The sequence below is a fragment of the Shimazuella sp. NTD248 genome, assembly GCF_059510395.1.
The window spans coordinates 133249-159947 of sequence record NZ_JCAJZT010000006.1; the positions used below are offsets into that span (position 1 = coordinate 133249).

The following is a 26699-nucleotide window of genomic DNA, read 5'->3' on the forward strand; positions in this document are numbered from 1 at the left end:
TTATTGACTTTGAATCATACCGTTCACATAGATATCGTTTCACTAGAGGGAAGAATTCTTCATGTATAACGATAATCAAAGTCGATAGTTCTAAACTTTCATAGTCTTTGTCTCAATATGTAATTTTTTTGATCCTGGTCTTGTATCAAAAGCTTCTAGGAGTCTGTCCTCCATAATACATATTTCTAATTCATTTACTCGTTTTTCAAGATCAGACATGAGACATGTACCCGTTGGCAGATTTCTTACTTTTTCAATATTAGTTTCATTCACTTCTATTCCTAATATATGGCAAGCTGCTTCCGCTTCTTTATTATCTCGACAGCGAAAGACAAAACGACATCCTAGATTGGATCTTATCTCTTCCCCTAACATATCTTTCGCATTTTGACTGATGAGATAAATTGCAGAGTTTTTACTCCGTCCAGTTCTTACTAGTTCTTCTAATATCGCACGACCTTCGCGAACTTTAGCTAAGCGCCATGACTCATCGAATACAACCATCTTAAATTGGTCAGAAGATTGATTCGAAAAACGGCGAGAAAAATCAGATATTGCCATTAATAACGCTATGCCCATCCGACCAAAATCAGTTTGACTCTCTTCCGGAAGCTGTAGATCTTCAATTTGCAATATAGTAAGTGGCTTCGATAAATCAATCGCCTCTTGTGTTCCATCACCGAAGAGGAGTTGTCCTTGTCCTGAAGTTGCCAAATAACTTAAGACATCGATTATTTCTTCTAAACTATCCTGTCTTTTTTCTGGTAACTTTTGAATACCTTCCATCAATACTTCTAAAACCATTGTCATAGAAGGTTTTTCTGCTTTTATTACTTGATCCACTACTTTCCCAAGTACAATAGCTTCGTAAGTGCCATCAGCAGCTCTGGCTAAAAACTGTAATATTCTCTTTGCTGTTTCAGCTGCCGCAAATTTCTCTTGTTGTGACTTAGCGCCCATGAGTGGATCTAATTTTCCACGATCTGTTATCCCTGAACGCAAAGTGATCGTATTCGTTATCGGAGCGAGTTCAGGCAGCATCTGTGGCCAGTGCCCTCTTTCATCTTTTGGATCGAAGATCAATACTTTCGAACCTTTTAATAAGGCTTGATATGCAAGTAGGTTTGCTCCTAATGATTTTCCAGCACCTAGTGATCCAATAAAAGCAGCAGATGCAGTAGTACTCAATTTTTTATCTTTCGGTCCACGATCATGTTCAAAAAACACTGGTGAATTTTTTGACATTCCAATAAAAAATCCTTGTCCATCACCCAATTGTCTAACTGCACCCAGCATTCCAGCAGCGGATGCCGTCGGGTCCATGTGGTGAACATAATCCGTGATATAACGTTTACTGCCAGGCAAAAATTCATTAAAACCTCGCCACTGGTCTCCATAAGGAATTTCTATTTGTACCATCATTTCACTATATAAATCTTTGATTAATTGTATTCTCAGTTGTAGTTCGTCTTTACTTTTAGCAGACACACAAAGGACGATAGATGTTTGTAGCAAAGGAAACTTGTCTACTCTTAAATTGTTCTCTAATTCCAGTGCTTCTTGTCTACTATTTAAAATATGAAAGGATGTATCTTCACCACTTTCAGTAGCATGTTCGTCCTCAGCTTTTAATTCTTTCTTTTTATTTTGCACCTGAGATAGTGCCTTCCTATATTCAATCGTTTCTGTCCGTACAGATGCTTCCACTGGAAATGGGAGCTTAAGTAAGGAATAAAGCCATTCTGTCCCTGGTACTGGGGCTTTATCTGGAATGTGGGAAACAGTTAAAAAAGCCATGTATCCAAGTCGTGGTTTTCCTGATACGAATTGTTCTACAACTAACTGACGCCCTCCAGATGCATCGAATCTCCCTTCTGTTAAAGTTAAAATGTCTCTAGTCGGTCGAATTGCCTTCTTTCCTTTAACTTCTACTGATACTGCTTTTGGTTTCCATTGATATCTTCCTGGGGGGTCACCAATACCCCGGTAAAAACCTCTACGAATAAGCCATTCTAACTCACTTGTTTTTAATCGTTTGACTGATAAAAATCCATTCAATCGAGAAAAAATAGTTTCTTCCTGAATCTGATAGGCAAGAAGTTCTTCTTCAAGAATCTCAGGGAAATCTGTTCCTGATCTATTTAACAAATATCTTTTGAAATCTCTCCACGCATAGGACATTTCTCGAAAGAATGATAGACCAGATACTTGAGTTTCTTTAAGCCTAATACCAATAAAATAACGATACTGGTTTAGTTCCTTTTCCTTTAAGTGTTTTAAACTTGCTTGGATATGATCTTCGCCAGGCTGTAACAATTCTGAAACCAAAGATTGTTTCATAATCAATTTTTTCTCTTCAAGATCTTCTGAAACAGGAATCATCAAGGTATGAATATCCGCGTTCATGTTCCAATAAAAAGCCTCCAATTTCCCATGGAGGCTAAGCTTGTCATCAACTGTGAGGTAATCATAGGTATAGCCTGCAAGTTCATAATAGGCTGTAACAGTTCCATCTTGGGCAAATACAATATTTTTTTCAAAATATTTAAGCGGGAAAGGAAAGGTGCTCAAATATTGTCACCTCCACTGTTGAAACGAAAAGCAACTTCACCTTCATATTGATACTTTTCGTCGGTTGTCTTTTTTAATTTTTGATAGCGGGCAAAATAACGACAAGAAAGGAGATGTTCAAAGTAACGAAATAAAAAACGATGAGGCGCTTTTCCGTCCAATGTTTTACGAGTGAAAAACCATGAAACCAAAATAGGTATTCCTAAAAATTTCACTAGATAATAGTTTCCAAACCAATTCATCATTGGCAACGTATTTAATAAAAGCATGATAAACAATGCACCTGTAAAAAATCCTAATTGTCTATAAGAGACGGGGATTGGTAAAGGAATCCCCTGAATCGAATAAACCGTTTTTTCGATTCGAAATACTTGGTTGTAAATCCTAATTTGTTTCATTTTAAATAAGCCTCAAATAACCATTGGAATCCATTCTGTCCCATTTGCTGTACAAATTCCGGTTTAAACACAAACACACTAACCAGCATTGCAAAGAGAACAAAACCTAAGAATGCTGTAAATGCACGTTTCCAAAATAAGGTCACACTTACAAATATAATGATGAGCATAAAAATTGCGCCAATTTCACTGCCCATTGATGCTTCTAATTTTTTACCTGGTCCCTCCGCAGCCAAAAACGTCAGAATGGTACTCATATCAAACATTCTATATCTCTCCTTGTTTCATTGATATCACATACCAACGGTCACTTTCTTTGACTAGGGTAAAAACATAGTGGTTTACAAGTTGTACCCCTGTCTGTTCATCTTTTAGGGTTACATTACAGTTCACCACATATTGATCATCTACTTGTGTGACACTCAAATTATCCATACTCACAAAACTTTCAATGGAGGTTAAACCAGCAGATGCTTGTTTATTTTTAAAATAATAAGCTATTTCTTGCGGTTCTCCATTTGTGTATACCTTCCAAAACGTTTGCATAAAAGTCTCCGCTTGATTTGCAATTTCTCCAGAAACAGGGCTTCCTTCTGATTCCGGATCATCTATTGCAATATCACTAGCAACAGGCGGGGGAATCAAGTATGGGAGATCTACTACTCGAAAAGAATCACCTGCTTTTTTTATCGGAACAACCAAATATCGATCGACCCTTTTTTGATCCGACGGATTGGATAAACTTGTTAAAATCGTTTCTGCATAAACGGTTACTTCTTTCACTCCATCTCCACGATCTTTTGCTTGCCATGCATTTATATTCTGGGTATATGAGTTGTATTTCGCACCAGTCATATCTAGCCCAGCTTGTACATCTATATTACTGATTAAAAACGGCTGTAGCCTTTGTTTTCTGCTGTCTTCTTTTCCCTGTGTCCAGAAAAAATACTCTTTTGTAAACTGCTCTGCAAAAGCTAATTCACGTGTGTCGGTGGTAGGAATTTTTTGCTCATCTGTCGCTTGTACTTTTCTTGGTTCTACAGGTATCAATCCAAACTGAATGGACCATGCAATTGTAGAACTTAAAGCAGTATAGATTAGCAACCCCCAGAATAAAAACCTAGTCATCCTTTGTTTGCTTAAACGATTCATGGATGAAAATCTCCTCTAAATTTACTTCACTAGTGCAGCTTCAATTATGTAACGTTTGGGAGCAGGTCCAATATAAGAAAATGGATAACACGTTGATAATGTCAATATCGGTTCATCACGAGAGACAATAACAGTGCGATCATCAGGATTAGTAATCCACATTTTCCGTATCCGATAGGTGAATACACCTTGATTAGAAGATACTTGCAGAAGATCTCCAGTTTTTAATTGTCCCATCCGACGAAAAACGGTATCTCGATGACCTGCGATTACACAATTGTCCCCTTCACCTGGTAGAACACTACCTGCGTAATGTCCTGCACCCACGCTTAGCTCATCTTCGTCCGTTCCCTCAATCACAGGAATTTTCACTTTTAAACGAGGGATAATCAAATCTGCAAAATGTTGTCCAGTTTTAGGTCTTTGATCTTTCGGCACAATAATTGGTAATTTTCCACTTGACAATTTGGCATTTTCTTCTTGTTTTACAACCTCTGCAGTCGAAATAACCGTTTCATTATTTTGTAATTTTTGGAAGTATAGGATGAGCGAGTAGCTTCCATATGCTACTCCTGCTGTAACAATAAATAGAGCGATAATACGGTCCCATTTCATTCCGTTTTTTCACGTTTACGTCTAAGTAAAAAAGCCCCTGCTAATGCAACACCTGCACCTAATGCCGCTTGATTTAAATCATTTCCTGCAGTTTGAGGTAACTCCCCACCTTCTTCCGTTTGGGGAAGCAGAACATCTGACTGTTCTGTTTTGTTTACTTCCGTACTACCATCTTCCTCAACTTCATTAGAATCATGAGTCGAACCAACTTGCGGTGTAACTGATTTTCCTTTGGCTTTTGGTTGCTTCTCTGTGGAGGAATGGGATGGTGTAGGTTTCTCTTTTTCGGCAGGTTTTGTTGACTGTTCATTCTTTGATGTTTTCTCTTGTGCTTTTTGTTGTTTCGTTTCGTCTTCTTTTGGTTTGGTTTGCTCTTTGTTTTGTTTGGATTCAGTTGTTTCTTTCTTCTGCTGCTCTGAAGTCTGGCTATTACCCTTTTCTATATGTTTATGTTTGTTCTCACTGATATCGGGTTGTTGCTCTGTAACTTTGGACGCAGGCTCATCTAATGGCGGATTATTTGGTATAATCTCACTAGATTTCGTCTGTGGAACCTTCATCTGGGGTAGTTCAACATTTTCATTTTGTTCGACTTTGGAAGGAGGTTCGTCCAAAGGTGCTTTATTTTGAGGATTCCCATCCAACGAATTTGCAAATGCACTACCTACACCAGAAGACAATCCTGTTACCAAGCAAAGAGAAAGAACTGCTGTATTGGATACTTGACTCAACTCATTTTTTCGCTTGCGAAACTTCCTAGGGCGGTGATGTAAGAGTGGATCTTCTTCTTCAATACGTAAAGATTCCAATACTCGTTTTGGATCCTTTTGCAACGGAATGCCTCCTTCAAATCCTGAGCGAAAAAAGATTTGGCCAAATTCACCAAATCTTGTCGAACATCATTCAGCAAATTTTGTCTTTCCTGCTTCTTATTTTAAAAATAAATAGAACTAAATGTGCGTCTTTTCTCTATATTATTACAGAACAAGCCTCAATTTCAACACTTTTTCATATTTTTCGGACATTAGGTCTTGACAAATCATGTTTCATTTCGACAATAATCATTTGTCGAACTTCCGATGAGCAAAAAAATAGCCCTCTTTTCTAACTTGGAGGACAGTTGCAAAAAACTTAATTTTCGCCAATCGGCAAAAATATTTTTTTTATTTTCTTTCTTCTATATTGAAATATATCTTTTACTTTATCTTTCACGACTAAGGGATGAAACAATCGACCTATAATCCCAAATGGCAAGGCATAATGCACAATATCTGTCATCTCTACACTACTATGTAGCTGTCGGAAATGATGTTGATGGTGCCAAAACGAATATGGTCCAAATCTCTGTTCATCGACAAAGTACTCTTTTTCTTTCACATGTGTTATTTCAGTTGCCCAAGTAATCGGGATTCTGGCGATTGGGGTTATCTGATAAGTGAGAATTAGTCCAGGATAAATCTTTTTCGGTAATGAACTATCTACCCGAAAACGTAACCAACTTGGGGTAATATCAGAAAGGTTAACAGGATTTGAGAAATAATCCCATGCTTCTTCCAAGGGAATATCTAAATATTGGGTATGCTCCATTCGATATATTTTCATTTTTGCTTCTCCTATTAAACTGGATTTAGTATCCATAATGATAAATTAAGCAGAGCAGCAAACGTAACCCAAATTGCATAAGGAACAAATAACAAAGCTGCCCATTTCGATAGATTTCTAGAAATGACAATATAATAGAATATAGTAAATACTAATATGAAAATACTTACTAATGATAGTAACAAAGATTGCCAACCAAAGAACAAAAACGTCCACAATAGATTTAAAATCAACTGCGCAACATAGACTTGCAGCACAAATTTACGAATTGGAGTCCTCTCCTGTATATAAACAAGCCACCCTGAAATTGCAATCAAAATATATAATCCAGTCCATACAGGTCCAAATATCCAATTTGGTGGCTGAAAAGTTGGTTTTTGCAGCCCAGTAAACCAACTATTTCCCCCTGTTTCTGTCATCAAGGCTCCAATTAACGCCACCAAGAAACAAATAGATAGAAAGACAGAAAACGAAAGTATAGCATGCCTACGTTCTTTCACCATCACTCCCCCTTCTAGTTGTTAAACATATGCTCCAAGGTTCGTTTTAAGTCCGAATACTCAAAAGTATATCCACTATTTATCAATTTTTTAGAGGATACTCGAATCCCGTCTATTAGCAATTGATCTGCCATTTCACCATATATCGCTTTTAACAAAAAAGCTGGTATTGGTAAAACAGTTGGTCGGTTTAATACACTTCCCAATGTTTTCGTTAAACGATAGTTGGTGACTGGTTCTGGACTAACGATATTCACTGCACCTTTCAAATCTTTCTTTTCTATTAAAAACTGAATAATTTCAGGTATTTCATTTAGAGCAATCCAACTAAATGCTTGCCTTCCTGTCCCGATTTTTCCCCCTAATCCCATTTGAAATGGAAGTAACATCTTTTTTAACGCTCCTTCGTTTTTATCTAAAATTACACCAAATCTCATATGTACAACTCGGATACCTTTTTCTTCAGCTGGTTTTGTAGCAGCTTCCCACTGATGAACTACTTCCGATAAAAAACCTGCACCTCGATCACTGTTCTCATCCAATAGCTTAGAATGAGGTTGATTTCCATAATAGTGTATAGCAGATGCTGAAAGCAGACATTTTGGCGGATTTTTTAATTGAGCCAAAGAAGAGGATAAGAATTTCGTTCCTTGTACCCTGCTCTGCATAATCTTTTCTTTCTGTGTTCTTGTCCACCGTTTACTTATGTTTTCACCAGCTAGGTGAATAACCACATCCATACCATCCAATTGCTGCAAATCCAAGAACTGTTTCTCTGGATCCCATGAAATAGTTGACTCTTTTACATGCGCATTGCGTGAACGTACGACTCGAAAGATTTCATGTCCCTGATCACTTAGTGTTTGAACCAAACGTTGACCAACCATTCCGGTTGAACCTGTGATTGCAATTTTCAAGAAATCCCCTCCATAACACTGATAGCAACATGCTGTTATTTTCCTATTTATGACAAATTATTCCTATATTATATTTTCTCTCATGGTTCCATTTCCCCTTCTATTAAGTAGAAGAAAGGATGAACATCGACATTTTTTTTATTTTCTAATTCCATCTTTGAGTTTTGGATTTTGACTATTAAGAAAGGCAACCCTTTCAGGTTGCCTAGAAATTCTTGATTTTTAACTGACATTTTCATAAATGATGTCCCTGACGCAACCCATATAAAGGTAGCGCCAGGGTAAGTCCGGTAACTGTTAGTTTGACGGATCTTCGCAGGCCTACTCCAAAAAGTCAGTCAAATAACCTGCTGATTGCGCCTGATCAACAATTGTTGCCAAGACGAAAGCAATCTCAGCTGCTCTTCTTTTATCTGCAGCCAATTCCAAGGCGATTAGAGCCAACGCTGGATCACTTGGAGCCATCAACTTGGCGATCTCCTCGCATCCTCCTGCATCTTCCCGCAACTGCTGAATGAGCGGATGAGTCACGACACTCCTATGTATCATTGATTCCAACGTGCTCGTTTATTATATCAGATACTTATGAATAGTATATCTCCTTCTCATTCGAATCTAACTAACTTGAATATGCGATTTTCTATTTTCAAAATCCCACTCCGGATAATAACTGTCCGCCACGAGCAGATTTGGTCCTGTACATTTTGCTGCGGGGCACATACAATGCAATCGATTAGCTTGTGGATGTTGTAACCAATTATGAAAAATATCCACTAATTTTTGATTCGAGATGTTGCCAAACGATTGTAACTCTGCAAAATCAGTAACAGTCACATTCCCAGTAAATAGATTTATATTTAACCGATTTCTACCATCCGGGTCTTGTCTTACCGTAATGTCTGGATGTTGGTGCAACTCTAACCATAAACTTTGATCCCGTTTATCATCGCTACATGGAAAAAAAGGAAGCGTGCCAAATAAGATCCAAGTTTTTGGTTCCTTGATCAAACCTTCTACTGCATGGCGATATTCTTCTAATGAAAGCAAAGACATCCCTTTAGCGAAATCACTAGGATATAAAGGATGAACCTCATGTCGTTGACAACCCATTGCAACAATTTCTTCATGCATGTCTAAAATATGAGGAGCTGTAAATGGGCTCAAAAATGTTTCTGCTGAGACAAATACACCACTATCTGCTAACTTCTTCGCATTGTCTTTCATCAGCGTAAATGTTCTTTCAGCTACCTTTGCAGAAACCATTCGATCCATTTTGGCATAGACCATTCGGTGGAAATCTTCATCATTTCGGTAGTTATAAGATATATGGACGACATCCACATCTTCGACCCAATCTTCGTATCGATTGTATGGCAGCGTTAAGTTTGTATTCAACTGTGTATAAATCCCGCGCTTTTTCGCATATTGCAGAATCGGTTTTATGGCTTTTTCTACGGTATCAGGATGAAAAACAGGCTCCCCACCCGTTAAACTGATTGTTTGTAGTGTTTCTACTTCATCTAGCCGTCTAAATACTTTTTCCAAAGAAATAAAAGGCATTTCTTTTTCAAGCAGCGTCTCTCCCACTGCACAGTGCTCACAGCGAAGGTTACAAAGATTGGTAACCGTAAACTCAATACTTGTCAATTCATATCGTTGTTTTATTTGTACTGTATTCCAAGCGTCCCATGGGTCCCATTGTGGGGAAATCAGCTTCTTCATAACTTATCCTCTTCATCAGCAGATGAAAAATCATCTACATTTATAAAAAATTCCGTTCATCCATCGACAACATATTTCCTAGGAAATAGACAAACGCCAATCCAAATATTCATCATAGGTCATTTGCTTGTCAATTACCCCATCTGGAGTAAATTCAATGATTCGATTAGCAATGGTTTGTATAAACTGGTGATCATGTGATGCAAACAAAATAGTACCAGAGAAATTGGTCAATCCTTTGTTTAAAGCAGTAATGGATTCAAGATCAAGGTGATTGGTAGGTTCATCTAAGATCAATAGATTTCCTCCGCTGAGCATCATTCTAGCGAGCATAGAACGAACTTTTTCACCACCAGACAGTACACTTGGCTTTTTCATTACTTCATCCCCTGAAAAGAGCATTCTCCCCAAAAAGCCACGTAAATAGCTCTCAGTCTGATCCGTAGAATATGGTCGTAACCAGTCGACGAGATTCGACTCATTTTTCAGGAAGTAGTCAGCATGATCCTTTGGAAAATAAGCTTTCTTAATGGTAATTCCCCAATGAATTTCACCTGCATCAGGCTTTACTTCTTCCATCAATATTTGAAAGAGAGTCGTTTTAGCTAACTCCATATCGCCTACAAAGGCTACCTTATCACCTTTATTGAGGGTAAAACTCACCTGATCCAATACTTTTTCGCCTTCGATCTCTGTTGATAATCGATCCACACGTAAAATATCATTTCCTGCTTCTCGCTCTGGTTCAAATTGGATAAAGGGATAGCGACGTGTAGATGGTTTTATATCTTCTAATGTAATTTTTTCTAATTGTTTTTTTCGAGAAGTAGCTTGTTTGGATTTTGAGGCATTTGCACTAAATCGAGCAATAAAGTTTTCCAGTTCTTTTCGTTTCTCTTCTAGTTTTTTGTTCTTTTCTCTTGTTAATGTTAGAGCGAGTTGACTAGATTCATACCAAAAATCATAGTTACCAACATACAAACGAATTTCACCAAAATCAATATCCACCATATGGGTACATACTTGATTTAAAAAATGGCGATCGTGAGATACGACAATAACTGTATTTTCAAATTGAGCTAAAAACTCTTCTAACCAACGAATCGCTGCGATATCTAAATGGTTAGTAGGTTCGTCTAGTAATAAAATATCCGGCTTACCAAACAACGCTTGGGCTAACAATACTTTTACTTTTTCCGGTCCCGATAAATCTGCCATTTTCTTTTGATGAAGATCCTCGGTAATTCCAAGACCAGATAATAATATGGCGGCTTCAGATTCAGCTTCCCAACCACCCAGTTCGGCAAATTCTCCTTCTAACTCAGCAGCACGCATTCCATCCTCTTCAGAAAAATCAGCTTTCGCATATAATGCGTCTTTTTCCTTCATGATGTTATATAAACGCTCATGGCCAATGATTACAGTTTCGATAACAGGATACTCATCGTATTGGAAATGATCTTGCTTTAATACAGCTAATCTTTCTCCCGAACCAATCGAAATTTCCCCTGTATTTGCTTCTATTTCGCCTGATAGGATTTTTAAAAACGTTGATTTCCCTGCTCCATTAGCTCCAATAACTCCATAACAATTACCAAGAGTAAATTTCAAATTTACATCCTCAAACAACTTTCGTCCGCCGATGCGGTAGCTTACATTACTAACATGAATCATTATTTAGACATTCCTCTCCCTATCTCTGGATACCTTATTGTAACAAATAACAACGTAATGTTGTTTGATTACAACTATTTCTCCCTAACTTTACATGTAGATTACATTGTAGCAATTTTCAAGACAAATCGCATGGCTGTCTGTATACTAAATCTATCAAGTTAAACAAGACTTTAACAAACTTACATAGATGATCGTAAAACAATTCTTTGGGGGAATGAAAGATGAACGCAACAGTAGGAATTTTAAATGCAAGTTTAATGAGCATTCCATTATGGGCTTCCATTTACGCAATTATTCAACTTTGCTTCTAGGCCAATTGGCCTTTTTTTATTACCAAAAAGGACTGGAGCCAATTAGCTCCAGTCCTTTTTGACGCTTAACTCTTCTTATTGTCTAAAAATAATTTTGCCACTTGTGGACCATAATTACTCCGTACCAGTTGCAGCTGTTCATCACTTGGTTGTTGGACTTCCACTGACAATTTTTGGTGTTTGAGATAGGTTAATAATTTACTAAATTCTTGTTTCCCTATGGTTGAAATATTGATGTCATATGTTTTTCCATTTCGGAACACCAAACGATTTATAATCGAAACTGTATCACTATTTGCATCCCCAAATACGGTTAGCACAGATTTCTTTAAGTCTTTCCAATCAACTTTTTCTTTATCTCCAACATTCCAAAATTTAGATTCAACTACTTCTCGATCAGAGATATAGAAATAAGAATCCATACTAAAAACTTGGAGCGGAAGCAATACAACAAACAGTATGGTATTAATAGTAAGGCACCACTTTTTCATTACCTTTCCAGAATCGCCTCTTTTAGTAAACAAATAAAAATAGACAGCAATGGTACATGCGAAAAGGGCGAAAAATAAAGTACCAGGTTTTCCTTGAAAGTAAAAAATCTTCATTTTATCGGTATAAATTAGCTTTTGTCCTGCTAACAGTATTCCACCAAGGATGAGTGTTAAGAGGAGGGAAGTCGCTAGGCGAAATCGATAATGGGTTTTTGTTTGGCTCATAAAAAAACTCCTTCCCTGTCAATATATATTATACATCTTACTATACTGTTTACTATCCCCCTATTGTGGCACCTATTCATTACAAAAAGAAAAAAATTCTTTTACAGATTTACTACATCCTCTGTTTTTTTCGAAATAGAGCTTAATCTTCTTAAAGTTGTCACTTTTTCACCACGATTAAAATTTCATCAGCAACAGTTCATTTTTATATGTAAACTCCTTATAATAAACACGAGGTGAATGATTGGTGAATATTTCTTTTATACTATCCGTTTTCTACCAGTTTTTTTGGGTTGCATTGATTGGTTTAATGGCAATTGGTGGATATTTCATGTTCCGGAAATTTCTAAAGAGCTTACCGAAAGCAGATGGAAAATCGGAATTAGATTGGCAGAATCACTATATTGAAAAAACGATACATTTATGGAATAACGAACAAAAATCTCTCTTAAATGATCTAGTGCTGCCAGTTCCAGAACTGTTTCGTGATGTAGCAAAACAAAAAATAGCTGGGAAAATTGGGGAGATTGCACTGGGGCATAATGCCTCCCAAATGACAGAGGCTTATATTGTAGAAGGCTATATTTTAGCCACACCGAAAAGAGATCACAAATGGCTTATCAAGACATTGCAAAAGAAAAACATTGATCTGAAACCTTACGAACACTTGCTAGATTGATTCCCTTTGTGGCATAATAGAAATCAGAATTAAAAAGTGGAATACCCAAGTATGGTCTTGTGGCCTCTTGTAAGTAGGTTCATCGATCCAGCTTCTTAGGATCCGCTTTTTAATATACAAAAGGAGGCCCAAGAGAATGAAGGGTAAAGTTAAATGGTTTAACGCAGAAAAAGGTTATGGTTTCATTGAGCGCGAAGACGGTGGCGATGTATTCGTACACTTCTCCGCTATCCAAGGTGATGGATTCAAAACCTTAGAAGAAGGCGAAGCTGTAGAATTTGAAATCGTTGATGGCGATCGTGGCCCTCAGTCCGCAAATGTTGTTCGTGTAAACGGATAATGATTATAAAAAGAAAAGGAAGCACAAATTTGTGCTTCCTTTTCTTTTTGCATTATACTGAAAGGAATAACATGCATATGAGGTGGTTGTGATGAATAAGAAACGGTTGATATCTCAGATTATTCGATTTGCTGCCAAGTTTGTTCTACCTATTATCTTAAGAAAATTGCGGAAAAGCAGAAGGCACTAACGAAGCATCTTCAGAAGCGCATCCGATCCAGTCATTCCTTCCGTGATACCTAAATCTCTTGCTGTAGAGGTAACAGATTCTAAGGGAGCCGCAAGCAGTTCCTCTAACGTCTTCACACCAACCGCTCTACCTGCAATAATCTTCCGATCAGACAGACGATCATTGAGCAGACCTACATCTAAAGCTCCACACATGATATAACCGATTTCAGTAGTAATCGCAAGCAATGTTGTTTTGGGTAATTTCACTTCAACACCCAAAACGGTTGTTTTTTCATCAATGTTTATTGGTTTTAAATCGATCAAGAAAAACACCCCTTTCCCTGCTAACCTATGAGCAAAAGCGGAAAAGAGTGTTTTTTTTAATGCAAGCGTGTACTGTCTGTAAACGACTTTAAAGGATTTAATTTACCATCTTGAATCATTCTAATTTTAAGCATCTCAACTAAATATATCCCAATCATTTGGGAAAGTTCATCGATACTTAATCTTTCAAGCAAACGAAGTAAATCCTCATGTGATTGTTCTTCGAGTAAGTTAAGTACAATAGAAATAGCATCTTCTTCATCATCTTGGAGCTGATCACGGTACATGGAATATACTTCGTCAGCAAAACTCATGGAAAATCCTCCTCAAATTAGTCATACTAAGTTAATGGGGGGAATCAATTATGACTACAAAAAACATTACCACTGTCGCAATGATTGCAGCAATTTATGTTATACTCACTTACCTATTTGCACCACTATCATTCAACTACATTCAATTTCGGATTTCAGAAGTGCTCACTGTGCTCCCATTCTTCACCCGACTCGCTATCCCTGGACTTTTCATTGGAACAATTATATCCAATTTGCTCAGTCCAGTAGGGCTTTATGATGTGATTTTCGGCAGCTTGGCAACTTTACTTGCCGCTTACCTCACATCGCTGACAAAAAACCGTTACCTTGCACCATTACCACCTGTAATTGTCAACGCTGTTATCATCGGTGTCTTACTTGGTTTTATAGGGGGTTTACCAGTCGGTATTCCTTGGCTGATATTATACGTTGGAATAGGAGAATTCGGTGTATGTTACTTACTAGGACTGCCTTTTATTTTCCTTCTAGAACGTTATCAACATTTTCTTCCTTGGGCGAAGAAATAATCCATCTTTTCTGTTTGCTCGCTTTACGCAAATGGTAAGACTGAATACCATTTGCCAGCACTTGTCTTAGCGGTTCGGGCACATAATAATGTAGGACTTTTCCTTTACTTAATAATTTGTACCCCTTCCCATAAACAAACATACTAATAGTTGCTATATGGTATATGTTATCATCCACAAGTAAGTCTTTACCCATGAATATTTGTTGTATTTTTTGATAAGGGGGGTTCATTGGATTATATCTGACAGTCATCCCAGATATAGCCAAACTCCCTAATCTTTCACCTCTGAACCCAAAACCTTGTAATTTCATCATTATGAATTCTTCCAATAATGATTCCTCAAGCGTATACCGCAAATCTTTTCCATTTATTTCAATTACAACTGGATTGATAGGATGTGGACAAGTAGTATGCAAACCGCCCTTTGTCACTATACCTTTTGGGAGTGAATAAAGCATCTGCCCATTATTTACTAATCCATATTCCAACCCAGTCCATTTGACTAAGCTATCTGCTAAGAGATTTGGTAGCGGAGTCTCTTTATCCCATTGTACGATAAGTTCTTCTTCTAGTTCTGCTACAGGTTGGTTTAAATATTCAGACGCTTGACCTTGATACTCCTTTATAATATCTAAAATCCTAGGGCTTGGTTCTTCCTCCAATGGAAAGGCTCCCCCTTCCACTTTTACCAAATTACCTTCATCATCAGATAATAGTTGCAGATGACCGATATAATTTCCGTATTTTCCGGCAGCAGCAAGGTAAGTACTCTTAATTTTCTCTGGTTTTTCCAACAAATGATGGGTATGCCCTCCCATAATCACATCAATACCAGGAATTTCTTCAGCCATCTTCACATCATTAGGATAACCGAGATGAGATAAAACCAATATCAGATAACCTTCTGCCCGCAATTGTTCTATAAGGGAACGAACTGCTAAAAACGGGTCTGTTACTTTCCATCCGAGTGAACGATAAAGTTGATCAAACCAAACAGTAACCCCAATGAAAGCTAATTTTACTCCATCACACTCATATAATTGATAAGGCAGAAAAAGAGGATCATTTACGTTGCAGCAGACTGTAAAGAAAGTTGACTTGGTATACATCGCAGATAAATCAGCATGAGAGAAAGTAAGTAATTCGTTATTGCCAAGTGTAACAACATCATATCCTGACGCTTCTAAGATGGCTCTATTTACTAAACCATTCGTCCCTTCCGTCTCCCATCTCGCTCTATCCAAATGATCCCCGATATCTACTAAAAATCCAAATTCCCCCTTTTCTTCCCACTGTTTTCTTTGCTGTGACACATATGTATCAATCTGTGCTGCAGCTTCTAAATGGCTATGTATGTCATTGGTATGGATAAGATGTATTCGCTTCATTTTATCCCTCTCTCTAAAAAAGATGTAACCCATCCAAAATCATCTTTATGGCTACTAAAATTAATGTGATGCGGAATATAATCAACAGTACTCGATTACTCATTTTTTGTGATAAGTAAGCCCCTAATCGCCCGCCTATCCACGATCCTGGCGCAATGAACAGAAGAATGATCCAAGAAATATGCCCTTGTAAAATATGAGTAATACTACCTGTAATCGATGATAAAAAAATAACAAACATCGATGTTGCAGTTGCTACAAGAGGAGGAAAGCGAAAAATAATCAGCATCATGGGTACTAACATCGCCCCACCGCCAATGCCAAACAAACTAGAAATAATCCCAATGAAAAATGAAACAATGATTGCTGTTGGGGTATGAAAACCATAATGGTGAATTTCCCCAGTAGAATCTGTATAAGTTCTCTTCACTTCAGTTGAAAAAGTTATCGGTTTTAACCTATCCTTCAGCATCATAAGCAAAGATAAAAATAACAAAAATACCCCAAAACCTAACATAAACGAATCAGTAGAAAAAAACTTAGAAAAATATGCACCTACTAATGCCCCAGGCCCTGCACCAATAAAAAACAGCATTCCACTACGGTAGTCAATTCTCTTTTGTTTATGAAAGGTGATAATCGAAGATACAGCTGTGAGCATAACGATTAACAGAGAAGTCCCCGCAGCTACCTGAGCCGAGAGAGAAGTCAAACCAGCAAAGACTGTTGCTACATATAAAAGGCTGGGTACAATAATGATTCCCCCGCCTATACCTACCAAACTACCCAATGTTCCTGCAAATAATCCAATTAAGAACAAAATAACCCATTCTATCCAAATCATTACAATACGCTCTCCTAAAATAATTCTGTTTGTCTTGGTGCTAAATTTGTATAGGTAACCCTACATTTCTGAATAAATTGCTTGGCATTATCTACTGCGTCTCCCTGAGAATTGTTATTAAATAAAAGAATGATTTGGTTTGTTTCCTTCATCATTCTCTTAACACGCCCAACCCATTCATCTAATTCAGTAGAGGAATATCGATAAGCGTAGCGAATATCTCGCCAGTTAGGATTTTTCGTGTCACTCCAACCTTTTACATTTCGCCCATGAAACCGAATAAGTACCTGCTCCTTATTCGTCACCTCTGTTATAATGGGAACGGAACCATCTGGTACTTGAGGTTCATCACAAACTACATGTACCAATCCTTCATCCGCCAAAAAAGATAATGATTTCTGGCGATAAGCAGGTGCAAACCAACTTTGATGGCGAAATTCGATAGCAACAGGATAATCAGCAAATGCATGCCGTACTTTTTGAATATATCGCACATGCGATTCTTTACAATCATACCAAGGTGGAAATTGAAACAACAGGAGTGATAGTTTACCTGCTTCTTGCAGCGGAAGCAAACTAGCTTTTGTTTCTAGGACAAGTTCCGACCATGATCTCTCTGGTGCTTTTCCAACACGTCCATGCCCTGTTAATTCTCGATATGCTTTCACTACGAAACGAAAAGCATCAGGGGTAGACTTTGCCCACTTTTCCATACGATCTGCTGTTGCAATAGCATAAAAAGTGCTATCAACTTCCACTACGGGGAAATGACCAGCATATAAGGATAATTTGTCTGTAGGTTTTGTGCCAGTTGGATAGATGTCATGATCACCCCAGCCACAAACACCAACAAGAATACTACTCATGATGTACGCCTCACTCAAAAAAAGTTATTTTCATTTTATCATAGGGAAAGAGAAAGGAGGAACGATATTGGGGGTATCCCATCACTTATCTATTCATAGCAAAGTTATCGATGAATTAACATCATATTGCTATGAACAACTTCCAGCAGAAGGGTATGGTTTCCTCGCAGGAGTAGCGAGAGAGATAACACATTTTTTTCCATTGAAAATTTTGGATCCTTCTCCTTGCTCATTTGGTTATGTTCCTGAGGTATACTGGGAAACGATCAAAAAAATTCGATCGAGTCAGCTTAGTTGTCTTGGAATAATACATACCCATCCACATTTACCTGCATATCCATCAAAATCCGATGCAAAATATTGGGAAAGACCAGAGCTCAGTTGCTGGATTCTTTCCTTTCGAGAACAACAAAAAAAATTGAGTGCCTTTCAAATTCAAAGCGGGCAGATCAACCCACTCATTTATGAAATCATTTACTAGGAGTACACCCATGTCGATATCACTACATACAGATAAATACCAACTTACCATGATGTACGCACATTGGAAAAATAAAACCCATAATCATCGTCGCTCTTTTGAACTTTTCTTTCGCTCTCTTCCTTTTGGAAATGGCTATGCTGTTTTCGCAGGGCTCCAGCGAGCTGTAGAGTATTTGGAACAGCTTCACTTTACAGAGGAAGACATTGCCTACCTTCAAAACAATTGCCCTGATTTTGAAACAGCGTTTTTTGACTATCTACGGCAATTCCGATTTCAAGCTGATATCGATGCACTTGCTGAAGGAACTATTGTTTTTGCAGAAGAACCATTACTTCGGTTGGATGGTACGATATTTGAACTCCATCTGGTGGAAACAGCATTACTCAACTTTATTGGTTATCAGACATTAGTGGCGACCAAAGCTGCACGCATTCGCCATATCGCCCCAAAGGATACCTTATTGGAGTTCGGAAGCAGACGAGCACAGGAACAAGATGCTGCACTCTGGGGAGCTCGTGCTACGTATCTAGCAGGATTTGATGCCACCTCCAATTTACTCGCTGGGCAAACATTTGGCATTCCGACGAGCGGAACACATGCCCATGCATGGGTACAAGATTTCCCTAGTGAATTGGAAGCATTCCGTGCGTATGCATTTGCCTTTCCTAACTCCTCTGTATTACTTGTCGACACATATGATACATTGCGAAGCGGCGTTCCAAACGCCGTTCAAGTAGGGTTAGAACTACGAAAAAAAGGATATGAACTAAATGGTATCCGACTTGATAGTGGTGACCTCGCTTACTTATCAAAACAGGCACGTAGGATGTTAGACAAAGCAGGATTAAATCAAACCAAAATTATTGCTAGCAGCGATTTGGATGAAGAAACAATTTTAAATCTCAAACAACAAGGAGCCAAGATCGATGGCTGGGGTGTTGGAACCAAATTGATCACCGCCTATGATCAACCAGCACTTGGTGCAGTTTATAAAATGGTTGCAAAAGAAAATGATGGTACATGGGAACCTACAATCAAAATCTCTTCCAATCCAAACAAGATTTCTACTCCTGGAAGGAAGACCATCTTTCGGATCATCGATCGAGAAACAGAGAAAGCAATAGGCGACTGGATTGCGTCTTATGAACAATTGCTAAAAGAAGAAGAACCGCTTACCTTATTTCATCCCGATCATCCATACAAACAAAAGGTTGTCACCAATTATTTAGCTATCCCGCTTCTGCAACCATTACTCCGAAACGGTAAATTGGTAAAAACTATGCCGACACTAGATGAGATTCGCTCCTACCATCAGGAACAAATTCATCTATTTTGGGATGAGCAGCTGCGTATCTTAAATCCAGAAGAATACCATGTCGATTTGTCCAAACAACTTTGGGAACAAAAACAGACCATGATCGAGCGTATTTATAAAAAAGTTCATAGTAACAAAAAGGGTTGATGCAAATGCTGCATGAACCCTTTTTTAATTTTATCCCCTCTACCAGTAGAGAAGTTTAATATTTAAGATTATTTATGTAGTGTTGAATTTACACTTCTTTCTAGTATGATCTAACGAAAATATATAGCCGACTTCCTAATTATTCTATATACTTGAGCTTAACAGAATAACCTATTTCGTTATCGTTAGAAAAGAAAGAGGAGTGGAAAATGAAAAAAGGTGATATTGCTGCCATTATAATCGGTATCATCGTACTGGTCTTTCTATTTTGGTATCTATTTTTAAGAGACGATACTTCCAAATCAGAAAAAACTCCAGTCCAAACACCTAGTGCAAATACAAATACACAAACAGATAGTTCAACTTCATCTCAAAAAGATGACAGTCTATCACAATTTGGTTTAAGTGATAAAGACATGAATGATTTAAATAACTTTGTAACTGATTTTGCCACCAAATTTATCAGTTATGATAAAAGCAAACCAAAGGAACATTTAGATAGTGTCAAAGACAAGATGACCCCAGAATTATACTCTCTACAAAATCAATTTAATACGAATTCACCCGATATTAAAAATATTTCAGTCAAACAAGTTGACATTGTAAATATTATCCCTAGTAACGAAATGACGAGTGTAAATCTCAATGTAAATGTGACGATCACCACCGTTCAAAATCAAACGGTCACAACAACATACGTAGAGAAGTACCTTCTATCTCACAATTCTGCTAAGTGGAAGGTGGTGTCAGTAGGAGATGCCGAAACAAACGAGTAGCGGTTGGATTGGTATTGCTATTGCAATTATTATGGTTGGCGCTATGTGTTTGGGAGTTATTTCCATTTTGCTTTTAGCCATTTTTAATGATAATAGCGGCTTACAACAACAGTCAGACTCACAGGATGAGGTAGTTATCCCTTTTAAAGATTTATATTTAGAAATAGCAGATAAGTATCCATCTGTACCATGGAATGTGTTAGCAGCAGTTCATCAATTATCACCTGAGTACTCCAAACATATGGAAGCTTGGAACAGCTATAGCGGTTCTTGTTCTTTTTCTCCCGCGCTTGCAAATAAACTAAGTTTTAAAGATCCAACCAAAGCTGTGACCGACACCCTTCGGAAAAGAACATTGGATGCTATCTGTAAATACTCCAAACAAAATGGCATCGATCCACAACTTACTGCTGCTATCATCCAAGTAGAAAGCAGCTGGATTATAGATAACGGTTCAAGTGCTGGAGCTTCTGGTCTTATGCAAGTAATGCCCTTTCACTTTAAAAGTGGGGAAGATCATTTTGATGTAGATACCAATATCATGCATGGTACGCAAGTTTACAAAGATTGTAAAAGTGAATTTTCAACGCAAAGACTAGCACTTGCTTGCTACAATTGGGGTGCTGGTGCACTCCATAACGCTGGTAACACGATACCTCCATCCAATAAAGAAACATATGCATATCCGGGGAAAGTAGAGGCTGCCTATCTTGAAATAAGCTCATCAAGCCCAGCAACTCCTGTAGATACTTCTGGAAATGAAACTGATAAGGACAAAAATAAAAATAAAGTTACAACCGCAGATGTAAAAAAATGGTTAGATAATAAAGCAAAACAACTTGCTGAATTAACCCGTATTCAATCAGATGAAACAAAAGGAAATAAAACTTGTCGAGACAAAGTCAAGAAGATGAATTTAACAATGACTACAGGTTTGGCATGTGCGGTATATATGCAAGCTCCTGCTGATTATCAAAAGACAGATGAAGCCCAATTTGACTACGTAAGTGCCGTAGATAGCAAGGCAAACGAGTTGGTAATGGGCTCTGGTTCATTAATTTTCAGTGGTGCGTCTGGCTTTGGAGCAAAAGTGATTTTAGCAGCCAGTCGATGGAAAGGAACACCATATTCTTGGGGAGGCGGTACCGTAAATGGACCGAGCAAAGGTGTTGACCAAGGTGCAAATACGGTTGGATTTGACTGTTCTCACCTTGTCCAGTATGCAGTCTATCAAGCATCTAATGGAAAAGTAGATGTATCTCCCCCTGCTAAGTCTCAAGCGTTTTCTAAATTGGGTCAAACGGTAGCTCAGTCTAGTGTCGGTGCCATGATCAATATGAACTTACTTAAACCAGGTGACATAATCGCCTTTGATATTGATGGTCCTCCTGGAACTTGGGGTCATATTGGAATCTATATGGGAAATAATCAGATGATCCATGCCCCAAAAACAGGAGATGTAGTAAAAGTTGCTTCTCTAAAAGACTCCTATTGGCAAACCAAACCATGGAAAGTCATGAGATTTGGTTAATCCTGCCAATCAAATAGAAATAAACCTTAATCATAGTAAAAGCGCCATCTTATGAGAATGGCGCTTTATTTTATTTAACAAAGTAGTAGTTGATAATCGTTCGCTTTAAAATTTTTAAAACTATATCTTTTTATAATAAATTTAATTATAATGAGATTAGTCTTATTCTTCGGCTGATTGTACTTTTTTCTCTTGGCTTCTCAACCTAATAAGCTGATAGACATGACTAACAACTACTTTTAGCACTGCGTAGGTAGGGATGGCGAGCAGCATTCCTAAAAATCCTGCTAAACTCCCTGCAACGAGCAATAGCAATATGATGGTAAGCGGATGAACGTTTAAGTTTTTCCCCATCACTCTAGGTGTAACAAAATTACCTTCTACTTGTTGAGCGATAACTGCCACGACCAATACCTTGATAATCATGGAAGGAGAGTGGATAGAAGCGACGATAGCAGCTGGTGCTAGTCCAATCAGCGGTCCAATATAGGGAATTACATTGGTAAACATTGCGAAAATTGCAAGTAATAATGCATACGGCATTCCAATTATGAGATACCCAATAAACACGATCAATCCAATTGTAATAGCAACTAGTACTTGACCTTTGATATAGGAACTCAGGGCGAGATCGAGATCATGTAAGATCGATACTCCATGTTCACGTTCCCTCTCTGGCAAGAGTCGAAGCACATATGGCGCCGCTTTTTCTCCCTCTTTTAACATGTAATACAGAATAAAAGGAACCGTCACAAATACGAGGATGATGTTTGTTACGATACCAAAAAAGCCTGCCAAATTACTGCCGATAGTAGTGTAACTGGTCTTTATATAGTTGACTACACTGTCAGCAATCACATTCCAATCCACATATTTATTCACCCAAGGATTATGGTTTAACTCATTAAATTGAACTTTAGCAGCGTCTAGCATAGAAGGAAAATTATTAATTAATGCTTCAAACTGACTGACAAGTAATGGTCCAATCGAAAAACCCAAGAGGACAAATAATCCTAAGATTACCAAATAAATAATCAAAATGGAGATTCCTTTTGGAATTTTAAACCGAAGCATAAACTTGACGATGGGACGAAACAGATAAAATAATACACCTGAGATGAGAAATGGAAAAAACAAAGTTTGTACAAAAACGACAATGGGTCGAAAGACAAAACTCACCTTACTTCCTAATAAAACGATGAGAAGTAAGAAAATGATGGCATATAAGGTTCGAAAAAACTTAGTTTGCGGCAACTTGTTCCATCCCTTTCAATCTAGCAATTGATTCTACGATTCATCTTAACACAAAGTAAGAAAAACATGATGTTCACATGATTTTCACAAAAATGGCTTTTAGACACAATATAATCTTCTTAAAAAAGAGGATTTCTCTTATTTGAGAAGAACTAATCACTCTGATTTGTTTTCTTCTGCATAGGCGGCATTGATATGACCACCTACGATAAGAACAAGAGAAGAGATGTAAAACCAGCCTGTTAAGATGATGATTCCTCCTAAATTTCCATATACCAATGAGTAATTGTTAAAGGAAGCATAGTAGGAAAAAACAAGAGAACTGAGTTGCCACCCAATTGTCGCAAAAATAGCACCAGGTAATGCCTGTACAAATGTTACTTTTGTATGAGGTGCCATGATATACAAACTGAGGAGAACAAGAAACACCATTGCGCTACTGATGAACCAACGAACATATACCCATAAGTGGACAAACCAAGCATCCAGTGCAATTTTACCAAGAAAATAGCTCGCTAAAAGTTGACCAAATACCGATAAGCCAAGGCTGACCAGTAATCCCGCAAGCAACCCAAACATGAGGAAAAAACCCAGCAGAGCTCCTTTCCAAAAACTTCGATTATTGTTCACTTGATATGCAAGGTCCAAACTGCGGATAATCGATTGAAAGGCAAGCGAAGCTGTATAGATGGTTGAAATAATACTAAAAGACAATAATCCACTATTTTGTTCATCTAAAATACTAACCAAATTATTTTCAATTAAATGATAGGTGCTTGATGGAATTACAGGTTTTAATACAGATATTACATTTTCACTACTATATGGTAGGTAACCAATCAGTGTAACTGCAAGTAAGAGAAAAGGGAAAAACGAAAGTAAAATATAATAGGATAGCTGGGCTGCTATATCAAAAACTTGATTATGCTTTAATCGGTAAATTATGGTTTTTAATAAATGTACCAATGAAGTAACCTCCAGTTCCACTTACCTACAATATTGACTGAAATACGGTAGGTTAATCTTTTGAAATCTGTGTAATATTTCTAAAACTCGGTTTTCTTTTGTTTTATAAAAGTTTAATATATTTATGTCCAAACTTTTCCGTTGAGGTGATAAAAATGAAAACATTAGCTCTTCATGAAATGGGGGAAGTAATTCGCAAAGTTCGTAAAGAACGCGGTCTTCGCCTTGAAGACTTAGCGGATGAAAATATTTCTCCTGCTACTGTCAGTAATATCGAACGGGGCGTCGCACATGTCAGCCCTGAAAAAGTAACTTATTTGCTTGAAAAATTAGAATTACCTATGAGCAAACTACCCGAAATGCTTGTCCAAGAACAAGTCGAACTCAAGCGAGTAAAATTTGCTCTTTTAACCATATCCACCTTGCGCCAAATCGGATATGTCGACGATGCGTTAGCAAAATTAGAAGAATTAAAGCTAGACGATAGTCATCCATATATCGCACATGCTTACTTCTATAAAGGCAAATGCTACATGGCAAAAAAGAAATGGAAACAAGCAGAACGATCTTTCTACAATGCGCTGCGCAGTGCTCAACAAAATTCATATCAAGAAAATAATATGGAATCTGCGAGTTATCTTTTACTAGGGGTATGCAGCAACCATCAAGGGCATTTGGAGCAAGCATTAGAGTACATTAACGATGGTCTACTCGCCTTTTATGAAGACGGTGAAATGCAGCATGTCAAACACCTCTTGCATAAACATAAAGGAATCATGCTTCAAAAATTAGGCCGGATAACAGAAGCAATGCAATTGGTTCAAGATTCATGGCACTTATTAACAGAAGTAGATGATATTGAAACTACGCTTGGATTTTACTGGCTTCGCTCTGAATTATCCCGTCGTACTGGCTTGATTGAAGAAGCGATCGAATATGCCGTGGAAGGTATCGATATAGCCCGTAGAAATAAACAATACAGTGCAATGTTCGATTTATGGATCGTTCTTGGAACTATTTACACTGCACAAAAAGATTGGGAAATGGCAGAAACCTCCTTCCTCATGGCTCGCAAACTGGAAGAAAAAATTCCAATTGATCAGCGGTGGGTGACGGTCTACAGCCGTACAGGAGTCCTGTACTTGAAACAAAATAAACTATCTGAGGCATTTGAATACTTCCAACATGCGATTCGATATGCTACTAAGTTTCAAGATGCACCTCAGTTGGTATCCAATTTAGTACTTACTGGTGAACTTTGTCAAATGATGAATGACACAAATAAAGCAATTCATTTCTTTGAACAAGGGATTGAAACCGCTCAAAAATACCAGTATAAAGATATGGAATGGAAAATTTGGTATAACCTAGCTGGCTGCTTTAATGGACAAGACGAAGAGAAGTTCCAACACTGCATGCGCAAAACCTATGAAATTAAAGAAAACATACTAGATGGTCCGAATGAGCTAGGATTGGCAAACTAAAATATATTTTGCTATGGAAGGAACTCCTCTTGGGGTTCTTATTTTTGTATTAGATTACATTCAAATGCATAAAAACAATGTAGGATATTCATAAGAATTTCATTTCCTACTATACTTGAGCAAAAATAAATACAAATAATCCCAGCGAAGATATGCTTGGCTGTAGCGTCCTTTGTTGCTCTTTACAACAGACGCGAAAGACATGTATATCAAGCGAATTTGGAATAAAATGTTAGTGGATTTACTCAACTGGAGTTCCCAATAAACGAATAGTTCTCCAAAAAGTGTAAATGGTTGGAAATGCAATTTATTCATAGAAGACGGTCATTAACCCTCGTATTATGTTATACTTTTGACTTAGATTGATTGGAAAGGATGACGAAAACATGCAGCATTTAAACTCTGAGGAAATAGTTCAATATATAGCAAAATCGACAAAAAAAACTCCTGTTAAAGTCTACATAAAAGGAGACCTTGAGAAACTTTCATTCTCAGATGAAGTACAAACTTTCTTTTCTGGAAATTCAGGTGTCTTATTTGGAAACTGGGCAGATATCGAACCTGTCTTAAGCGAAAATAAAACAGCAATACAAGATTATGTCGTGGAAAATGATCGCCGTAACTCGGGTGTACCATTACTTGATTTAAAAGACATAGAAGCTCGTATTGAACCAGGTTCAATTATTCGTGAACACGTACAGATTGGAAAACAAGCGATCATCATGATGGGCGCTGTGATCAATATCGGTGCAGTAATCGGAGAAGGAACCATGATTGATATGAATGCTGTTGTCGGTGGACGAGGCCATATCGGAAAAAACTGTCATATCGGTGCAGGAGCCGTGATCGCAGGAGTAATTGAACCTCCTTCAGCAGCACCTGTAACGATTGAAGACGATGTACTCGTAGGAGCCAATGCCGTTATTTTAGAAGGCGTGACAGTAGGTCATGGCTCTGTAGTGGCAGCAGGTGCTGTAGTTACAAAAGATGTACCACCAAATGTAGTCGTTGCAGGTACTCCTGCTCGTGTTATCAAAGAAATTGACGAAAAGACAAAATCCAAAACAGAAATCTTAGAAGATCTTCGCAGTCTATAGGAGGTTTCA

General features: G+C 37.7%; 29 protein-coding genes. 9 read left to right on the top strand and 20 right to left on the bottom strand.

Annotated features, from left to right (window positions below):
• Positions 1–90 precede the first annotated feature (90 nt).
• The 13 genes from AC5WOE_RS14985 to AC5WOE_RS15045 all read right to left on the bottom strand — a co-directional run bounded on the left by AC5WOE_RS14985 (position 91) and on the right by AC5WOE_RS15045 (position 12181).
• The gene (locus AC5WOE_RS14985; protein WP_496052918.1) at positions 91–2571 is read right to left on the bottom strand and encodes an ATP-binding protein; all 2481 of its coding nucleotides are present in this window, start codon (positions 2569–2571) and stop codon (positions 91–93) included.
• On the bottom strand, positions 2568–2969 hold the full coding sequence (locus AC5WOE_RS14990; protein ID WP_496050787.1) for a TcpE family conjugal transfer membrane protein: 402 nt from the start codon (positions 2967–2969) through the stop codon (positions 2568–2570). Before AC5WOE_RS14990 ends, AC5WOE_RS14985 begins: the two co-directional genes overlap by 4 nt.
• Positions 2966–3235, bottom strand: a complete 270-nt coding sequence (locus AC5WOE_RS14995; protein ID WP_496050786.1) for a hypothetical protein — start codon at positions 3233–3235, stop codon at positions 2966–2968. The genes AC5WOE_RS14990 and AC5WOE_RS14995 overlap by 4 nt, the downstream gene beginning before the upstream one ends.
• Before the next feature lies 1 nt (position 3236).
• Positions 3237–4121, bottom strand: coding sequence for a conjugal transfer protein (locus AC5WOE_RS15000; RefSeq protein ID WP_496050785.1), 885 nt, complete (start codon positions 4119–4121; stop codon positions 3237–3239).
• Positions 4122–4142: 21 nt separating this feature from the next.
• Complete coding sequence (srtD, locus tag AC5WOE_RS15005; protein ID WP_496050784.1) at positions 4143–4736, bottom strand: class D sortase, LPxTATN-specific; 594 nt, start codon at positions 4734–4736, stop codon at positions 4143–4145.
• A complete protein-coding gene (locus tag AC5WOE_RS15010; protein ID WP_496050783.1) occupies positions 4733–5569 on the bottom strand; it encodes an LPXTG cell wall anchor domain-containing protein in 837 nt (278 codons plus the stop codon). Before AC5WOE_RS15010 ends, srtD begins: the two co-directional genes overlap by 4 nt.
• A 298-nt stretch (positions 5570–5867) precedes the next feature.
• Positions 5868–6338, bottom strand: coding sequence for an SRPBCC family protein (locus AC5WOE_RS15015; RefSeq protein ID WP_496052919.1), 471 nt, complete (start codon positions 6336–6338; stop codon positions 5868–5870).
• Between the two features lie 14 nt (positions 6339–6352).
• Positions 6353–6838 (bottom strand): TspO/MBR family protein, encoded by a 486-nt coding sequence (locus AC5WOE_RS15020; protein WP_496050781.1) that lies wholly within the window; start codon positions 6836–6838, stop codon positions 6353–6355.
• A 14-nt stretch (positions 6839–6852) separates the two neighbouring features.
• Positions 6853–7755 carry a TIGR01777 family oxidoreductase gene (locus tag AC5WOE_RS15025; protein WP_496050780.1) on the bottom strand — a complete coding sequence of 301 codons (903 nt, stop codon included), beginning with the start codon at positions 7753–7755 and terminating at the stop codon, positions 6853–6855.
• Between the two features lie 321 nt (positions 7756–8076).
• Complete coding sequence (locus AC5WOE_RS15030; protein WP_496050779.1) at positions 8077–8286, bottom strand: hypothetical protein; 210 nt, start codon at positions 8284–8286, stop codon at positions 8077–8079.
• Between the two features lie 84 nt (positions 8287–8370).
• Positions 8371–9477 (bottom strand): radical SAM/CxCxxxxC motif protein YfkAB, encoded by a 1107-nt coding sequence (gene yfkAB / locus AC5WOE_RS15035; protein WP_496050778.1) that lies wholly within the window; start codon positions 9475–9477, stop codon positions 8371–8373.
• Between the two features lie 78 nt (positions 9478–9555).
• Complete coding sequence (locus tag AC5WOE_RS15040) at positions 9556–11151, bottom strand: ABC-F family ATP-binding cassette domain-containing protein (RefSeq protein WP_496050777.1); 1596 nt, start codon at positions 11149–11151, stop codon at positions 9556–9558.
• 379 nt (positions 11152–11530) lie between these two features.
• On the bottom strand, positions 11531–12181 hold the full coding sequence (locus tag AC5WOE_RS15045; RefSeq protein ID WP_496050776.1) for a hypothetical protein: 651 nt from the start codon (positions 12179–12181) through the stop codon (positions 11531–11533).
• Positions 12182–12434: 253 nt separating this feature from the next.
• Here AC5WOE_RS15045 and AC5WOE_RS15050 point away from each other — a divergent pair, with 253 nt between their 5' ends.
• On the top strand, positions 12435–12860 hold the full coding sequence (locus tag AC5WOE_RS15050; protein WP_496050926.1) for a DUF2621 family protein: 426 nt from the start codon (positions 12435–12437) through the stop codon (positions 12858–12860).
• Positions 12861–12996: 136 nt separating this feature from the next.
• Positions 12997–13200 carry a cold shock domain-containing protein gene (locus AC5WOE_RS15055; RefSeq protein ID WP_028776793.1) on the top strand — a complete coding sequence of 68 codons (204 nt, stop codon included), beginning with the start codon at positions 12997–12999 and terminating at the stop codon, positions 13198–13200.
• 186 nt (positions 13201–13386) lie between these two features.
• Here the strand turns inward: AC5WOE_RS15055 and AC5WOE_RS15060 are convergent, their stop codons facing one another.
• Positions 13387–13695 carry a YunC family protein gene (locus AC5WOE_RS15060; RefSeq protein WP_496050775.1) on the bottom strand — a complete coding sequence of 103 codons (309 nt, stop codon included), beginning with the start codon at positions 13693–13695 and terminating at the stop codon, positions 13387–13389.
• Positions 13696–13751: 56 nt separating this feature from the next.
• Positions 13752–14009, bottom strand: a complete 258-nt coding sequence (locus AC5WOE_RS15065) for a DUF6154 family protein (RefSeq protein WP_496050774.1) — start codon at positions 14007–14009, stop codon at positions 13752–13754.
• Between the two features lie 50 nt (positions 14010–14059).
• On the opposite strand from AC5WOE_RS15065, the gene AC5WOE_RS15070 reads away from it, so the two are divergent.
• Entirely contained in the window at positions 14060–14536 is a 477-nt protein-coding gene (locus AC5WOE_RS15070) for a QueT transporter family protein (protein WP_496050773.1), read from the top strand.
• Here the strand turns inward: AC5WOE_RS15070 and AC5WOE_RS15075 are convergent.
• From AC5WOE_RS15075 to AC5WOE_RS15085, 3 genes are read right to left on the bottom strand one after another with little or no spacing between them, the layout of a single operon-like run.
• Positions 14484–15926, bottom strand: coding sequence for a bifunctional metallophosphatase/5'-nucleotidase (locus AC5WOE_RS15075; RefSeq protein ID WP_496050772.1), 1443 nt, complete (start codon positions 15924–15926; stop codon positions 14484–14486). The two genes, AC5WOE_RS15070 and AC5WOE_RS15075, sit on opposite strands and share 53 nt — an antisense overlap.
• Before the next feature lie 13 nt (positions 15927–15939).
• Positions 15940–16761 (bottom strand): sulfite exporter TauE/SafE family protein, encoded by an 822-nt coding sequence (locus AC5WOE_RS15080; RefSeq protein WP_496052939.1) that lies wholly within the window; start codon positions 16759–16761, stop codon positions 15940–15942.
• Positions 16762–16784: 23 nt separating this feature from the next.
• Positions 16785–17636 (bottom strand): DUF72 domain-containing protein, encoded by an 852-nt coding sequence (locus AC5WOE_RS15085; RefSeq protein WP_496052920.1) that lies wholly within the window; start codon positions 17634–17636, stop codon positions 16785–16787.
• A 67-nt stretch (positions 17637–17703) separates the two neighbouring features.
• Between AC5WOE_RS15085 and AC5WOE_RS15090 the strand changes: the two genes are divergently transcribed.
• The 4 genes from AC5WOE_RS15090 (at position 17704) to AC5WOE_RS15105 (ending at position 21889) form a co-directional block, all read left to right on the top strand.
• Positions 17704–18117 (top strand): M67 family metallopeptidase, encoded by a 414-nt coding sequence (locus tag AC5WOE_RS15090; protein ID WP_496050770.1) that lies wholly within the window; start codon positions 17704–17706, stop codon positions 18115–18117.
• A gap of 10 nt (positions 18118–18127) precedes the next feature.
• On the top strand, positions 18128–19582 hold the full coding sequence (locus tag AC5WOE_RS15095) for a nicotinate phosphoribosyltransferase (protein ID WP_496050769.1): 1455 nt from the start codon (positions 18128–18130) through the stop codon (positions 19580–19582).
• A gap of 209 nt (positions 19583–19791) precedes the next feature.
• Positions 19792–20358: a hypothetical protein gene (locus tag AC5WOE_RS15100; protein ID WP_496052921.1), complete on the top strand. Its 567-nt coding sequence runs from the start codon at positions 19792–19794 to the stop codon at positions 20356–20358.
• Positions 20339–21889 carry a bifunctional lytic transglycosylase/C40 family peptidase gene (locus tag AC5WOE_RS15105; protein ID WP_496050767.1) on the top strand — a complete coding sequence of 517 codons (1551 nt, stop codon included), beginning with the start codon at positions 20339–20341 and terminating at the stop codon, positions 21887–21889. Before AC5WOE_RS15100 ends, AC5WOE_RS15105 begins: the two co-directional genes overlap by 20 nt.
• A 162-nt stretch (positions 21890–22051) precedes the next feature.
• Here AC5WOE_RS15105 and AC5WOE_RS15110 read toward each other — a convergent pair whose 3' ends face one another.
• Together AC5WOE_RS15110 and AC5WOE_RS15115 are read right to left on the bottom strand one after the other, a co-directional pair.
• On the bottom strand, positions 22052–23143 hold the full coding sequence (locus tag AC5WOE_RS15110; protein WP_496052922.1) for an AI-2E family transporter: 1092 nt from the start codon (positions 23141–23143) through the stop codon (positions 22052–22054).
• Between the two features lie 156 nt (positions 23144–23299).
• Positions 23300–24109 carry a YihY/virulence factor BrkB family protein gene (locus tag AC5WOE_RS15115; RefSeq protein ID WP_496052923.1) on the bottom strand — a complete coding sequence of 270 codons (810 nt, stop codon included), beginning with the start codon at positions 24107–24109 and terminating at the stop codon, positions 23300–23302.
• Between the two features lie 155 nt (positions 24110–24264).
• On the opposite strand from AC5WOE_RS15115, the gene AC5WOE_RS15120 reads away from it, so the two are divergent.
• Positions 24265–25593 (top strand): helix-turn-helix domain-containing protein, encoded by a 1329-nt coding sequence (locus AC5WOE_RS15120; RefSeq protein WP_496052924.1) that lies wholly within the window; start codon positions 24265–24267, stop codon positions 25591–25593.
• A gap of 386 nt (positions 25594–25979) precedes the next feature.
• Complete coding sequence (gene dapD / locus AC5WOE_RS15125) at positions 25980–26690, top strand: 2,3,4,5-tetrahydropyridine-2,6-dicarboxylate N-acetyltransferase (RefSeq protein WP_496050763.1); 711 nt, start codon at positions 25980–25982, stop codon at positions 26688–26690.
• The last annotated feature ends 9 nt before the right edge of the window (positions 26691–26699 follow it).